Below are 13,592 nucleotides of genomic sequence, written 5' to 3'. Positions count from 1 at the left end.
AGGTGATATAAAGGTGGTAGCTCCATTGTTGATTTATTAGAAAATGATAGTTATGAAGGTTTATGCAACCTTATTCGAAACTTAGGTGTCAGCCATAGAACTACAAATCTATTCAATTGACATCTTTGAGTTACCATCTGAAAAGGATCATATATGTAAAAGTAATCAGCCGTTTGGCAATTTTGAGTGTCTGTGTGCTGGGTAACAGGAATTGCTTACTTGCGCAGGAAAAGGGATTGATTCGTTCATGCGGCGCCATGCAGGTATTGGAACATGCCTTCGGGAATAGTCCGTTACTGAAAACAAAATTTCAAAAACAAACCGTCGAATTTCAGCAGTCAGTAAATAAACGAAAAACAACAGATCCCTCTTTTCGTATTGAGGGAAATGTTATCTATATACCGGTTGTATTTCATGTTGTTCTCACCAACCCGGCTGTAATTACCGATGCACAAATACAGGCCCAGCTGAATGTCTTGAATAAAGATTTTGCAGGTATGAACAGTGATTCAGTAAACATACCTGCCGCTTTTAAACCCTTGTTTGGCAAAAGCCAGATTCAGTTTAAACTGGCGCAACGAACACCCGGTAATGAACCTTCTAAGGGCATTGTACGCGTTACTGCTGCGCGTTCTGTATATAGCACTTTTGATACAAGTCTTAAATACAGCACGCTGGGAGGAGATGATGCCTGGGACCCCAACCGGTTCCTTAATGTATGGATTACCAACTTATCTGGTGGTTATGTTTTAGGGTATAGCACGCTGCCCGGCAGCAGCGTGCCTGCCGAAGAGGGAATAGCTATTCATTATGCAACACTGCCCGCCGACTCCCTTACTCCCATCAATAGAGGGCGTACGCTTACCCACGAAGCCGGTCATTTTTTTTATCTGTATCATATATGGGGCGATGAAAATGGTTGCACTGGAACCGATTTTGTAGATGATACCCCTAACCAGGCGACACTCACCAGCGGTTGCCCTGGAGGAGTTATGGTAACGGATGGCTGCAGCCCTGCTGCTCCGGGTATTTTGTACCAGGATTATATGGATTATACAGATGATGCCTGTATGTGCCTGTTTACCTGGGGACAGGTTGCACGTATGGAGACAGCCTTAAACAATTACCATGCGGGTTATTATACTTCCAATGGCGCCGATCCGGTACCCAATCCCAATCTTATATCAAAAGGTTTTATGGTTACACCGAATCCTGCTACCGATGCCATTACGGTGCAATTTTATCCATATCCGCTTACTTTAAAAGCCATTATTTTATATAATAGTGCGGGACAAAAAATAGGGGAGCAGGTTGCCAGGGAGAATGGTACAGGCCAATATACTTTTAACATGAGCCGTTTTGCCCCCGGCGTATATTTTGTACAGGCAATTTGTTCCGATAAAAAACTTATGCAGAAGGTGATTAAACAATAGGTGTTGGCGACATACTCCAGCCAATGCGAAGAGCGCTGCTAAAAATTTTTTTGCTGACTGCTAACTCATTTTTTACTGGCAGATCTATAGCAGTAATAACACCTGACTTATTATCTTATTTCAATGGACGTTTTCCTGGTATTAAATTATTAATGAAAGTGAATCAATAAAATTGGCCTCTTTCTCCAAAAGTTCTTAACATAATTGGTCTGTAGGTAAAACTGGCTTTTAAATTGTTGAAGTGAATGATCCTGTTAATTCGCTTATCCGTACCTGTATCATATGAAAACGCTTATCCATACCTACACCATAACCGTTCTATTTCTATTGATCACCAACCTGGCGAATGCGCAGCTTTGCCAGGGCAGTCTGGGAGATCCTATCGTAAACATCACCTTTGGAAGCGGCCCTAACCCGGGCCAACCATTTTCTGCAGCTACTACTACCTACGTGTATACATCGGCTGATTGTCCTTCAGACGGTTATTATGCCATTCGCAATAGCACCAGTGGTTGTTTTGGCGCCTGGCATACGATCGCTGCCGACCACACCGGTGATCCCAATGGTTATTTTATGCTTGTCAACGCCTCTTACAACCCCAGCGCTTTTTACCTCGATACCGTGCATGGGCTTTGCAGCAATACCACTTTTGAATTTGCCGCCTGGATAGCCAATGTGCTGATGGCTGGCCAGGGCTGCCAGCCCAGTATACAACCTGATCTTACTTTTACTATAGAAAAAACAGACGGTACAGTATTAAAAACTTTTAATACCGGCGGTATTCCTGAACAAAGCACTTTCACCTGGCAACAGATGGGTTTTTATTTTACAACACCGCCGGGTATCCAGGATGTTGTATTACGTATCGTAAACAATGCTTCGGGAGGCTGTGGTAACGACCTGGCGCTGGATGATATTACGTTTCGTCCCTGCGGGCCCACCATTATGGCGAGTATTGACGGATCACCGGCTACCAGCCTGTCTTTATGCGCAGGAAGCCCGCACTCAGTAACGTTTACGGGTAATGTGATGTCGGGTCTGTCTAACCCGGTTATGCAATGGCAGCAGAATATCAATGGCGGCGGCTGGCAGGATATCCCAGGTGCAACAGGCACTACTTTGTTGCAGAACTACGTTGCCGCTCAAACACCTGGCACCTTCCAGTACCGGCTGAGCGCGGTAGCGGCAGGCAGCCTTTCCATATGCAGAACTACTTCACAGGTATTGTCAGTAACGATTATGCCAACACTAACAGGCGCCGTCAGCAGCAATGCTCCTTTGTGTGCAGGCAGTACCCTGTTGTTATCAGTTACAGGCAGTGCAACCTATCAGTGGACGGGTGTTAATGGGTTTACCGCTACCGGCGCCTCCGTTTCCATCCCTAATGTTCAGGCGGCGCAATCGGGTAAATATTATGTGCAGGCAAACGCTCCTGGCGCCTGCCCGTATTCAGATTCTATTGATGTGAGCATCAGTCCGGCCCCGGTGGCAACCGTAAATGCCGATACCAGTATTTGCGAAAATGAAAGTGTGCAGTTAACCAGCAGCGGCGGTACCACATACCAATGGCTGCCATCCACCGGCCTATCTGCAGATAATATTGCCAACCCGGTAGCCAGGCCAGCCGATACAACCAGCTATATGGTAATTGTATCAACAGCCCCTACTTGTAGGGATACCGCTTATGTAGTGATTAATGTGGGTGCCAGGATAACCGTAAATGCCGGTCCCGACAGAAGCATTTTAAAAGGAGAAACCACAACATTGAACGGTACCCTAAATGGCGCGAATAGTATATTCAATTGGACGCCCACTGCCTACATAATGAATGCAACCTCGCTTACACCCCAGGTTAGCCCTCCGGCGGATATTGATTACATTTTATCAACCACCTCCAATAGCTTTTGCGGTATAGCGAGCGATACTGTGCACGTATTTGTTTTTCCCGATATTTATATACCGAATGCGTTTACACCTAATAGAGATGGCCATAATGATACCTGGCATATTCCTGCCTTAAAGGCCATTCCGGTCTTTGAATTAAGTGTTTTTAACCGCTGGGGCCAACTGATCTATCATGTTAAAAACAATGATATAAGCTGGAACGGACAGTTCAAAGGCATCGATCAACCCTCCGGCGGATATGCATATATGCTTAACATTGGCAATGGCAAAAGGATATTGAAAGGTGTGGTGATGTTATTGAGGTGAGGGGAAGGCCCGGCCTTTTGAACATGAGTTCAGAAGGCCGGGCTTATTCTTTGACAAAATCTTAAAAAAGCAAAAGGGGAATGATCCACTATGGAACTATAAAACGCTTTGAAACCCGTTTATTATTTTGCGACAACGTTAATATGTACACCCCCGTTGCCAGCTTCTTCCCATTTAAAAGAGCCGAATGATAGCCTCTTTGCAAATTGGTATTCACCAGTACAGATACCGGTCGCCCCGCCATATCATAAAGTGTAAGATTAACGGGCCCATCCTGTTCAATGTAAATATTTATTACGCCCGCACCTGGTAAGGGATTTTGAAAAGCCATTGTTCCTTTTTCCGCATCCGGTAAGGTGTTTGTTGCTGTTTGTGCTATACGGGCGCTGCTGATATTTTCGAGCAGGAATTGCTGATTTTCTCCACCATTCCAGGTAGCCTGATCAACGGTTGCACCATTGTCTGCAGAGCTACCGGCTACTTCCACTACCTTGCCACTGTTCCTGTTTACAATACGATAATACGACCCACCGGCGTTTACCAGTTGCCATTCATCATTCGTGGTGCTGCCACCGTAAGTATATTGAATAATGGCCGCTCCATCGCTGGTTGAAGCACTTTGAACAACCATATCTTTACTGCTGTTACGATTGATGATCCTGTAATAGCCGCTGCCTATGCTCATCAACTGCCATTCATCGTTGGTGGCGCTACCTCCATAAGTATATTGAATAACTGCTGCGCTGTTGCTGGTAGAAGCATTTTGCACCACCAGGGCTTTGCCGCTATGCCGGGGAGTTAACCGGTAAAATCCCGAAAACGTACTACCTCCTGTGCCTGCATCTGACGGGCATTGGGTCGCACTGCTTTCTGAGATACAAAAATCGGCAAAGCGAACCTGTTCATCGCGCAGGCCCGTGCTGTTTTTAGAGCGGTACATGCCCCATTTTGGGTGGTTGCGGGAGGCACCGGTACGCCAGAGATCAATGCCACTGGTTTTGCTATAGCTGAGCAGGGTAGCGCCATCGCTGATCCTTTTCAAAGTGATCTCGAAAGATCCATTATCACTGCTTACATACTTTATATAACCCTCTACCCAGGTACCTTTAAACGGTGCCAGGTCTACCGACACCAACCGCCCAAGATCAACCGAGCCTGCTTCATCACCTCCGTCATGGATCACTTCCAGAATACTGGCCCTGGGGGTAATTGTAATAAGCGGAGAACCGGTATCATCACCGCCTACAGCTTTGATCTGGAAGATGTGGCAGAAGGAAGAACCACCGATAAAATTGGCGTCCAGCTTAAATTTCCACCTGAAATAGCCTGTTTCTCCCTGTGCCTGCTCTTCTGTGCTGCCTCCTCCCTTGATTTCCATGCGAACCCGGTCAAGATTGATACAGCGATCATTGTCATCAACGATATGACTATGAAAAACAAATACGTTCTTTCCCAGATCCGAATCAAAGGCCTGGGTAACATGGGGGCCGAAAGAGGTATGTATGCAATCGGGGTTTTCATTGCCAAAACCGGCCGCTGAAATTACCGGGTAGGCGCTACCCGAACTGGCTGTGGCCGTTAATGTAGCCTGTGCGTGCAGATGAAATGTCTGCATACTAAACAAAAGCAGAATGCAACCTTTTTGTAATAGCTGGAAAAATATCTTTGTGATCCTGTAACAATGGCATTTGCAATTGAATTGGTTCATTTGATAATATTTAATGATTAGGAAATAAGCGGTAGTGAAGTAAACCGGTGGCGTACTTTGGAATGGTATGATCGTGCAGAATAAGCAGTGCCAGGCAATCGTTTTATTTGATACTAACTAACGAAAAGATCTGTAACGAACAGAGGTCTCTGTTGGCGTTTTATTCACTGATGTTAGCGAAAAAAAAGGTGAAACAAAGTACAGTAAGCGTTATTAAAGTGGAAGAATCATTGACGTATAGTCGTTATCTTTAACCTTGGTCCTTAAAGTGATCGTCAATTTATAATTCAACTGCTTATGAAAAGTTTGACTAAGGTGTATTCATTACCAGCAATCTTTGCATTAATAATTATTAATGGGTGTACTCCCAATATGATGGCTCTTAAAGGCAATTATGGGACCAGCCAATTCGAAATCACCTCAAATAAATCAGCAGATACACTTTGGTTAACGGTAACGAAATTGTTTGCAGAAAAAGGGCTGGCTATTGACAAAGTCGACAAAAAGAAAGGGCTGATTGTTTCAAAGAAAACCTCCTTTATTCCTGCTTATACATTCGAAGATAATAATGGGAAAATAAGTAATGGGGATGCCTGGGTAGTTTTAAATAAAGTATCTGTAAAAGAAAAAGAATGGATCCCGAAAACAATATACAGTCAATGGAACATCCGGATATTGGAAACAGGAGCAGGTGCAACCACAATAAAAATAGATCCTGTTGTAATTTGCAGGTATTACCCCAATTCGTTCACGAAAGTTGAAGTTCGCGGGCAGTCTACAGGTAGGTTAGAGGCCCTTATTAAGGGGTCCTGAACGCCTAATACCTTTCATAGAAAACAGCTTTCTCCACAGCTTTCCGTTTCTCCCAGTGTACCAGCTCCAGTTCTGGTTGCGTATAAAAGCCGTCTGTATAACCTACGCACAGGTAAGCAACGAGTTTATTTTGTTCCGGAGCCTTTACAATGCGTTTCACCTTTTCGGCATCCAGGATACTCACCCATCCGATACCCAAATTCAATGCCCGTGCCATTAGCCACATGTTCTGGATGGCGCAAACCACGCTGTACATGCCTGCTTCTTCCATCGATGTTTGCCCCAGCACCGGCCGGTCAGCAGGTTTATAAAAGACGGCGATGTTGAGTGGCGCTTCCATAATGCCTTCCAGTTTCAGGTGAATATACGTTGCCTGTTTCTCCGCTTCAAAGACAGGGGCTGCTTTTTCATTTTCTATAATGAAACTTTCCTTTACCTGTTGTTTAATGCCGGTGTCTTTTATCAATACAAACTCCCAGGGTTGAGAAAAACCAACGGAAGGCGCATGCATAGCGGCATCCAGCAACTGTTGCAGCACATCTTCTTCAACCGGCCTGTCGAGAAAACGATTGCCGCGTACATCACGCCGGTTACAAATGATATCGCGCAATATAGCCACGTCTTCGGGTGTAAATAATTTACCGTTTAATGGTTGCATATAAGGCTGTTAAAATAGCAACAATCCGTTAAATGGAATGTCATGGTAAATGAAATAATGAATCAATAAGATCAGGGTTTTCGCCCCAATACAAATGGATATAACTGGCAAACAATTGCTCATTACTAAACACTACGGCATCAACAGGCTCATTACGCACGCTGTATACCTGTATGTTTCCGCGTTGTGCAACAGGACCGGTAAACCGGGAATAATGAAATTCATGCCCTTTAACAGAAAGATCGCCCGCCCTGATGGTACGGTAACCAAGACTGATCTTTTTGTGCTGCATGCTGGTAGTAATGTCAAGAATACCCGTCATGGGATAGGTTTTCCCCTGTTCATCGGCTATGGATTTGCCGAGATACATCATGCCACCGCATTCTGCAAGAATTTTACCTCCATTGGCATAATAGCGCTGCAGTTGTTGCTGCATGAACTGGTTTGCTGATAACTGTTGCAGGTACAACTCAGGATACCCTCCCGGCAGATAAATAAGATCTGCAGCTGGTAATTGGTCACTGGTTAAAGGACTGAAAAATTGCACCGTGCCTTTTTTTTGTAGTGCACGGATGTTTTCAGGATAAATAAAATTGAATGCTGCATCCCTGGCCACGAGTATCTTCAGCTTACCAGCCGAAAGAGCTGGGGTAGAAGAGGGAACAGGCTGTTCTCTTATTTGCGTTGACTGTAATAATGTATCAATATCAATATGTTTTTCGATGTGGATAGCTGCGGCTGCTATCATCGTTTGCATTTTTGAATCGGAACTGGCGTCAAGCCCCAGGTGCCGGGAAGCTATGACCACCTCTTCATTGTAAGGAAGATAGCCAAGCGCTTTAACACCTGCATCATTACAGGCTTCTTCCAGGATCCGGTAATGCGATTCTCTTTCAACGAAATTGAATATTACGCCGGCAATATGAATGTCCCGGCAAAAATTTTTCAACCCATATAAAATAGCTGCGGCCGAATACGCCATGGCTTTGGCATTGAGTACCAGTATAACCGGCATTTGCAGCAACCTGGCAATGTCTGCGCTGCTGCCTTCCATTTTAAGTGAGCCATCAAATAAACCCATTACCCCCTCGGTTATACATACAGCTGCATTGATACTGTTATCCTGATACAATTGCAGTATATGACTATCGCTCATCATAAACCGGTCGAGGTTGATACTTTCATTATTGCACGCTGCAAAATGATGTTTGGGGTCAAGGTAGTCGGGCCCGCATTTAAACGGCTGAACAGGGCAGCCTCTTTTCTGCAAAGCCCTTAATAAACCAAGCGTAACAGTGGTTTTGCCGGCGCCACTATGCGCTGCAGCAATCAGGAACCGCGATTTCATGCGGCTAAAGTAAGTAAGTATGATGAAAATTCAGTTGAAATTTGGGAACAGCTGGAAACCCTGGTAATACAAAGCGAGTGAAAGGGATAGGCATGTTTCACTTATTCGCTACCTTTTGCTCCTGCTGCTTCTGCTGTTGTTGTTGTTTCGCCCTTTTTCTGAAGAATCCCCTGAACAGGAAATTGTGCTGAAGCGCCTCCATATTCTCATCGAATTTTTTGGTGCCGGCCTGCAGGTTTTCAACCGTTAGTCGTAAGTTGTTGGCGCTGGCCGTATCATTGAAAAAAACGCCCGCTAAATTGCTGCTGTCTTTTAAATTGTAGCTGATGTATTTTAAGTTATTGGTAAGTTCCTTTGCGTTCTCTGATGCCTCCTGTATTTGCTCTGCAGCCCCTTTTAATTTGCTGAAAAACACGGTATCGGTCACCAGGTCATTGGCAAGCGCCCCTTTCGTATGCAGCTTTGAGGTGAAATCTGAAACATCCGTTGCCATTTTTTGCACCTGCAAAGACCCCTGCTTTAACCTTTCTGCTGTTGATTGTAAAATGTTCAACAGGCTGTCTTCTGTAAGCAGGCGGCCAAGCGTGCCCTGGCCTTCCACCATTCGCTTGCTAACGATCTTGAAATCACCGGTAATGGCACTCAGGTTTTTACTGCTTTCATTCAACGTGGTCATCATTTGTTCCCCGTCGCTGCTACTTTCCGAGAACAGCGTATCTTCTGGTTTAACAGGTTTAACGCCTGGTGTGCCGCCATAAATGATAACGATCTTATTGCCCACCAACGCATCGGTTCCTATCCTTGCTTTGGCATCCCCGTAAATAAGCTCCTGCGATTTTTTATCTATATTCATTGATACCAGTACCTTGTCGTACCTGATGAGCAGTACTTTTTTGACGATCCCTATTTTTACACCTGAGCACCAGATGTTATTTCCTTTTTGCAGCCCGTTCGCATTGTCAACAACGGCATGTAAGCGGAACGTTTTATCAAAGCTGCTCCTTTTTTCGCCTACCATAAACAGGCCTGCGATCAGGAACAGGCCGCCCAGCAAAACGAAGATGCCCACAATAACGGCCCGTTTTTTTTGTGCTGGTTTCATCATATGCTATTTTATAAAGTAATAATCATAGAATCCTTTCACTACCTCATTATCCGTATCAAACACTTCTTCAAAATTTCCCTTCCTGATAAACTTTCCTTCGTTCAGCATTAATATACTGTCGCCAGTGGTCCTTGCACAGGTAAGGTCATGGGTAATGATGATAGATCCTGTTTTGTATCTCTTCTTCACCTGGTTTATCAGGTTGTTCATTTCTACACTGGTTATAGGATCAAGTGCGGAGGTTGGTTCGTCGTACAGGATGATCTCAGGTTTCAGGATAAGCGTGCGCGCAATGGCGATCCGCTTTTCCTGTCCGCCCGAAAGCTCCGATGGATATTGATCGGCGGTTTCTGCCAGTCCTACGGCATCTAACACATCGTCTACCGCTTCATTAATTTTATCCTGCGTAATATTCCGGATGTTTTTGATCAATGGAAATTCAAGATTTTCCCGTACCGTCATGCTATCGTATAAAGCGTTATGCTGAAATAAAAAGCCGATCTTTAAACGCAGTTTTATCAATTCCTTCCGGTCAAGTTTATCAACTTCCTGTCCAAAAACTTTTACCATGTCTTTATCCGGTTCTACCAAACCCGCAATGATCCTGATGAGCACCGATTTACCGGTACCCGATTGCCCCATGATCACTACATTCTCGCCCTTGAATAAATCAAAATCTATTCCTTTCAGAACATGTTTATTTCCGAACGATTTGTACAGGTCGCGGATCACCAGGACCTCCTCTTTATTACCTTTCTGCTGGCTATTCATAGCTGCACATATGATTAACGGAATAATTTCACAATGGTCATCTCCTCAATAAATATCAACAACATTATAATTACCACTGCCGAGTTGGCTGCCTTGCCCACCCCTACAGTGCCTTTGGTGGCATTAAATCCTTCATAACAACCGATCAAACCAATAGTGAATCCAAAAAATACAGTACGCACAACCGCTGAAATGATCTCTTTCCAGTCGATCTTAATAAACACGTCGTGAATGAACATGGTAAAGCTGGCCTGATCGGCAAAATGTATATCCATAAATGACCCTGTCAATCCTATAAAAGCGCTGTAGAACATTAAAACAGGCACCATGAACGTAGTGGCTATAATACGGGTCACCACTAAAAATTTAAAGGGATTGATGCCAGAAACTTCCATGGCATCTATTTGTTCAGTAACCTTCATTGATCCCAGTTCGGCGCCTATTTGGGAGCCTATTTTACCGGCACAAATCAACGAGGTGATCAGGGGCGCCAGCGCTTTTATAATAGCTGCTCCTGTTAAGGAAGGCAACCAGGAAGTGGCGCCAAAATCAGCCAGCGCCGGCCGGGAGTGATCAGTGAACACCATTCCTATTATAAATGAGGTTACAGTGATCAGCCCCAGCGATTTAAAGCCTATATAAAAGCATTGTTTTATAGTTTCCTGAAATTCATAAGGAGGCGTAACGGCTTCCTTAAAGAAAAGAAGGGCGAACCTGGTGACCGAATAAAGATCAATGAAGAACCGGTCGACCCGTTTTGAAATAATGTTTTTGTCTGGTTGGGACACTGTATTCATTTAAACTTGCTTTAAATGAATGAAATATGATCGAGGTACCGGGCAAAAGCCCGTAGGCCTGGATTGTCATCTACAAAGTTGAAAAACGCATGCCATGGGTGCTGAGTAAAAAAAGCAACAGGTGGCCTTACCGGGCCATTATTTTTTGTAAGGATATGGCAGGTGTTGTATATCTTTGCACCATCAGACAAAGGCGTTAGGTCGAAAGACTTAAGGCCTTTTTTTCTGTCAGAAAAATAATAACTGCTAAAAACAGTTTATACATATTGACAGATGACAACTTACAGATTGTTAAACCTTCTTATTGCCGCTGTTTGGATAGCAAATGGCCTTTTTTGCAAACTGCTGAACCTTGTACCCCGTCACCAGGAAATTGTTGCCAGAATTCTTGGTAATGCCCATGCAACCCTGCTGACCCGGCTTATAGGAATGGCTGAAATAGCAATGGCCGTTTGGATCATCAGCGGTTACCGGGCCAGGCAGAATGCCCTTACACAGGTGCTTATCATTGCTACAATGAATGTACTTGAATTTATACTGGCGCCCGACCTGTTATTGTGGGGCCGGTTCAATTTATTGTTTGCCTGCCTGTTCATGCTGCTGATATTGTACAACGAATATTTTTTGAAACCTGAATTAAGCCCTAACCCCTGACATGCTTTCATTTCTGAAAAATCACCCCTTTGCGGTTGAAGCATTTTTTGAACAATCGTTGGTTGTTACCTACGCCATTCCTAAAGGGCAGGTGCAGCCGCTTATACCACCATGCCTTGAGCTGGATACGCTGAACAACCAGTGGGCTTTCATTGCTGTGGCCATGGTTCAAACAAAAGGGCTGCGGCCAAAAGGTTTTCCTGAAATGCTGGGCAATGACTTCTTTTTGATCGGTTTCAGGGTATTTGTACGATATATAAACCGCGCCGGCAAAAATTTGCGCGGTTTGTATATCCTGAAATCAGAGACAGACAAAAAGAAAATGACCTTCTTCGGGAATATTTTCACGCATTATAATTACACAACAACCGATATTGAACAATCGGTGCAAAACGGGGTAACCGCCATTCAGTCGAACAGGTCGGCATTCCATATACAACTTGAAGAGGGAGCCGATGACAATATTTCTTTACCCGCCGGTTCACCCTTTACCGATTGGAAGGAAGCGCGGCGCTTTGCCGGGCCCCTGCCTTTTACTTTTACCTATGATGAACCCAACCGGAAAGTGCTGATCATTGAAGGCGTACGGCAAAACTGGAAGCCGGCGCCCGTTAAGGTCATTGACTGTCGGTTTTCATTCATTGACAATTTGAAATTAACCGGTGTACAACTGGCCAATGCTTTTGTTATCCGCAATATTCCCTATTACTGGAAAAAAGGAAAAATTGAGCAATGGAAATAAGAAGAAGAAAATTTCAGGGCGTGCTGAATATTCTCAGCTTTAACCGGCACTTCTATATAATAGGATTGGGCGTTTTAGCATTACTATTTGCCAGCCGCTTGTTTTTTGCCTGGCCGCCCATGATCTTTGAATTGATCATCATCGCTTTTTTGTATGGCTTCATAATGCCGCTGCTGGTATCGGCCTGGGTATATGATTTCTCCGGTTATTATAATTTTCAATGGTTGAATAAACAGGTGAGGGGCGATGAGCCGGTAATGCAGATCGTAAATATTAACGCGGGTTTCGATGAAACCAGTTTTATTATAAAGAACAGGTATCCCGAAGCCGATTTGCGCGTGTTTGATTTCTATAACGCCCGGCAACATACGGAGCCGGCCATAAAGAGGGCCCGCAAAGTGAGTTGGGTATATCCCAATACCCAGCAAATAGCCTCCAACGCCATACCGTTGGAAGATGCAAGTGCCGATATTGTTTTTCTGCTGTCGGCAGTGCATGAAATTCGCTCGCACGAAGAGAAGGTCCGGTTCCTAAAAGAATGCTTCCGCATTTGCAAGCCACAGGGAAAAGTGATCATGGTTGAACACCTGCGCGACTTCCCCAACCTGCTGGCTTTTTCTGTGGGCTTTACACATTTTTTTTCGCGCGCAACCTGGAAGAACGCTTTTGAAAGCGCGGGCTTTTCTACTTTCCGGGAAACGAAATTCACGCCGTTTATGTCTGTATTTAACTGTACCCCATAAAACCCTAAACCCAGACCTGAAAATGGAAACTCATTTAAAAGTTATTGGTAGCTTATTGATCGTATTAGCGTTGATCCACGTCGTTTTTCCAAGGTATTTTAACTGGAAGCAGGAGTTAAGTTCATTGAGCCTGGCAAATCGCCAGATCATGTACGTGCATTCTTTCTTTATTGCCTTTATGGTGTTGTTGTTGGGTGTGCTTTGTATCTCTTCTGCTGCCGAACTGGTAAATACCGCTTTGGGTAAACGAATTTCATTAGGCATCGGCGTATTCTGGGGCGCCCGTTTGGTGATCCAGTTCTTTGGCTATTCTCCAAAACTCTGGAAAGGCAAGACGTTTGAAACCACCGTGCACATCGTATTCGCTATTTTCTGGACTTACCTTACTTCCATATTTATTACAGTTTATTTGGTAGGAGCCGGAAATGCAAGCTGATGATGCACAAGTAGTTACTGTATGTGTACATTGAATGTTGGCCGATGTGCCCCCGTTCTTTATATTTGTAATGAAAGACAAAGGCGTTAGGTCAAAACAAGACTTAAGGCCTTTTTTTTTAAAAACTGATCAGGTGCCATTAACCACAAGCGTTGCGTCTTTAATCAAAGATT

13 protein-coding genes are annotated in these 13,592 nt (G+C 44.3%); 7 read left to right on the top strand and 6 right to left on the bottom strand.

The features are described from left to right. Nucleotides 1-125 precede the first annotated feature (125 nt). Together A3860_RS23105 and A3860_RS23100 are read left to right on the top strand one after the other, a co-directional pair. Entirely contained in the window at nt 126-1,433 is a 1,308-nt protein-coding gene (locus A3860_RS23105) for a M43 family zinc metalloprotease (protein ID WP_081150424.1), read from the top strand. A gap of 282 nt (nt 1,434-1,715) precedes the next feature. After that, nucleotides 1,716-3,644 (top strand): gliding motility-associated C-terminal domain-containing protein, encoded by a 1,929-nt coding sequence (locus A3860_RS23100; protein ID WP_081150423.1) that lies wholly within the window; start codon nt 1,716-1,718, stop codon nt 3,642-3,644. Nucleotides 3,645-3,732: 88 nt separating this feature from the next. Here A3860_RS23100 and A3860_RS23095 read toward each other — a convergent pair whose 3' ends face one another. Beyond that, on the bottom strand, nt 3,733-5,259 hold the full coding sequence (locus A3860_RS23095) for an RICIN domain-containing protein (protein WP_158085332.1): 1,527 nt from the start codon (nt 5,257-5,259) through the stop codon (nt 3,733-3,735). 390 nt (nt 5,260-5,649) lie between these two features. Here A3860_RS23095 and A3860_RS23090 point away from each other — a divergent pair, with 390 nt between their 5' ends. Further along, entirely contained in the window at nt 5,650-6,165 is a 516-nt protein-coding gene (locus A3860_RS23090; protein ID WP_143774225.1) for a hypothetical protein, read from the top strand. 4 nt (nt 6,166-6,169) lie between these two features. Here A3860_RS23090 and bluB read toward each other — a convergent pair whose 3' ends face one another. From bluB to A3860_RS23065, 5 genes are all read right to left on the bottom strand, one after another. Next, nucleotides 6,170-6,823, bottom strand: coding sequence for a 5,6-dimethylbenzimidazole synthase (bluB, locus tag A3860_RS23085; protein WP_081150419.1), 654 nt, complete (start codon nt 6,821-6,823; stop codon nt 6,170-6,172). Between the two features lie 40 nt (nt 6,824-6,863). Next, on the bottom strand, nt 6,864-8,171 hold the full coding sequence (locus A3860_RS23080) for a cobyrinate a,c-diamide synthase (protein ID WP_081150418.1): 1,308 nt from the start codon (nt 8,169-8,171) through the stop codon (nt 6,864-6,866). 97 nt (nt 8,172-8,268) lie between these two features. Further along, nucleotides 8,269-9,276, bottom strand: a complete 1,008-nt coding sequence (locus A3860_RS23075) for an MlaD family protein (RefSeq protein ID WP_081150416.1) — start codon at nt 9,274-9,276, stop codon at nt 8,269-8,271. A gap of 3 nt (nt 9,277-9,279) precedes the next feature. After that, the gene (locus A3860_RS23070) at nt 9,280-10,047 is read right to left on the bottom strand and encodes an ABC transporter ATP-binding protein (RefSeq protein ID WP_081150414.1); all 768 of its coding nucleotides are present in this window, start codon (nt 10,045-10,047) and stop codon (nt 9,280-9,282) included. A 14-nt stretch (nt 10,048-10,061) separates the two neighbouring features. Further along, nucleotides 10,062-10,844 carry an MlaE family ABC transporter permease gene (locus A3860_RS23065; RefSeq protein WP_081150412.1) on the bottom strand — a complete coding sequence of 261 codons (783 nt, stop codon included), beginning with the start codon at nt 10,842-10,844 and terminating at the stop codon, nt 10,062-10,064. 273 nt (nt 10,845-11,117) lie between these two features. Here A3860_RS23065 and A3860_RS23060 point away from each other — a divergent pair, with 273 nt between their 5' ends. From A3860_RS23060 to A3860_RS23045, 4 genes are read left to right on the top strand one after another with little or no spacing between them, the layout of a single operon-like run. After that, nucleotides 11,118-11,498 (top strand): DoxX-like family protein, encoded by a 381-nt coding sequence (locus A3860_RS23060; RefSeq protein WP_081150410.1) that lies wholly within the window; start codon nt 11,118-11,120, stop codon nt 11,496-11,498. Between the two features lies 1 nt (nt 11,499). Continuing rightward, nucleotides 11,500-12,240, top strand: a complete 741-nt coding sequence (locus A3860_RS23055) for a DUF2071 domain-containing protein (RefSeq protein WP_081150409.1) — start codon at nt 11,500-11,502, stop codon at nt 12,238-12,240. Beyond that, on the top strand, nt 12,231-12,983 hold the full coding sequence (locus A3860_RS23050) for a class I SAM-dependent methyltransferase (RefSeq protein WP_081150407.1): 753 nt from the start codon (nt 12,231-12,233) through the stop codon (nt 12,981-12,983). The genes A3860_RS23055 and A3860_RS23050 overlap by 10 nt, the downstream gene beginning before the upstream one ends. A 22-nt stretch (nt 12,984-13,005) precedes the next feature. Then, nucleotides 13,006-13,419, top strand: a complete 414-nt coding sequence (locus A3860_RS23045; RefSeq protein ID WP_081150405.1) for a hypothetical protein — start codon at nt 13,006-13,008, stop codon at nt 13,417-13,419. Nucleotides 13,420-13,592: the final 173 nt, after the last annotated feature.

The organism is Niastella vici (assembly GCF_002077945.1).
Lineage (GTDB): Bacteria > Bacteroidota > Bacteroidia > Chitinophagales > Chitinophagaceae > Niastella > Niastella vici.
The sequence above is the reverse complement of the archived record's forward strand: the minus strand, read 5'-3'. Positions and strand labels throughout refer to the sequence as shown.

What these genes read in the sequence shown, in the direction of transcription:
- A3860_RS23100 (WP_081150423.1), top strand. Translation starts at nt 1,716, where the DNA reads ATGAAAACGCTTATCCATACCTACACCATAACCGTTCTATTTCTATTG.
- A3860_RS23095 (WP_158085332.1), bottom strand. Translation starts at nt 5,259, where the DNA reads ATGCAGACATTTCATCTGCACGCACAGGCTACATTAACGGCCACAGCC.
- A3860_RS23090 (WP_143774225.1), top strand. Translation starts at nt 5,650, where the DNA reads ATGAAAAGTTTGACTAAGGTGTATTCATTACCAGCAATCTTTGCATTA.
- bluB (WP_081150419.1), bottom strand. Translation starts at nt 6,823, where the DNA reads ATGCAACCATTAAACGGTAAATTATTTACACCCGAAGACGTGGCTATA.
- A3860_RS23080 (WP_081150418.1), bottom strand. Translation starts at nt 8,171, where the DNA reads ATGAAATCGCGGTTCCTGATTGCTGCAGCGCATAGTGGCGCCGGCAAA.
- A3860_RS23075 (WP_081150416.1), bottom strand. Translation starts at nt 9,276, where the DNA reads ATGATGAAACCAGCACAAAAAAAACGGGCCGTTATTGTGGGCATCTTC.
- A3860_RS23070 (WP_081150414.1), bottom strand. Translation starts at nt 10,047, where the DNA reads ATGAATAGCCAGCAGAAAGGTAATAAAGAGGAGGTCCTGGTGATCCGC.
- A3860_RS23065 (WP_081150412.1), bottom strand. Translation starts at nt 10,844, where the DNA reads ATGAATACAGTGTCCCAACCAGACAAAAACATTATTTCAAAACGGGTC.
- A3860_RS23060 (WP_081150410.1), top strand. Translation starts at nt 11,118, where the DNA reads ATGACAACTTACAGATTGTTAAACCTTCTTATTGCCGCTGTTTGGATA.
- A3860_RS23055 (WP_081150409.1), top strand. Translation starts at nt 11,500, where the DNA reads ATGCTTTCATTTCTGAAAAATCACCCCTTTGCGGTTGAAGCATTTTTT.
- A3860_RS23050 (WP_081150407.1), top strand. Translation starts at nt 12,231, where the DNA reads ATGGAAATAAGAAGAAGAAAATTTCAGGGCGTGCTGAATATTCTCAGC.
- A3860_RS23045 (WP_081150405.1), top strand. Translation starts at nt 13,006, where the DNA reads ATGGAAACTCATTTAAAAGTTATTGGTAGCTTATTGATCGTATTAGCG.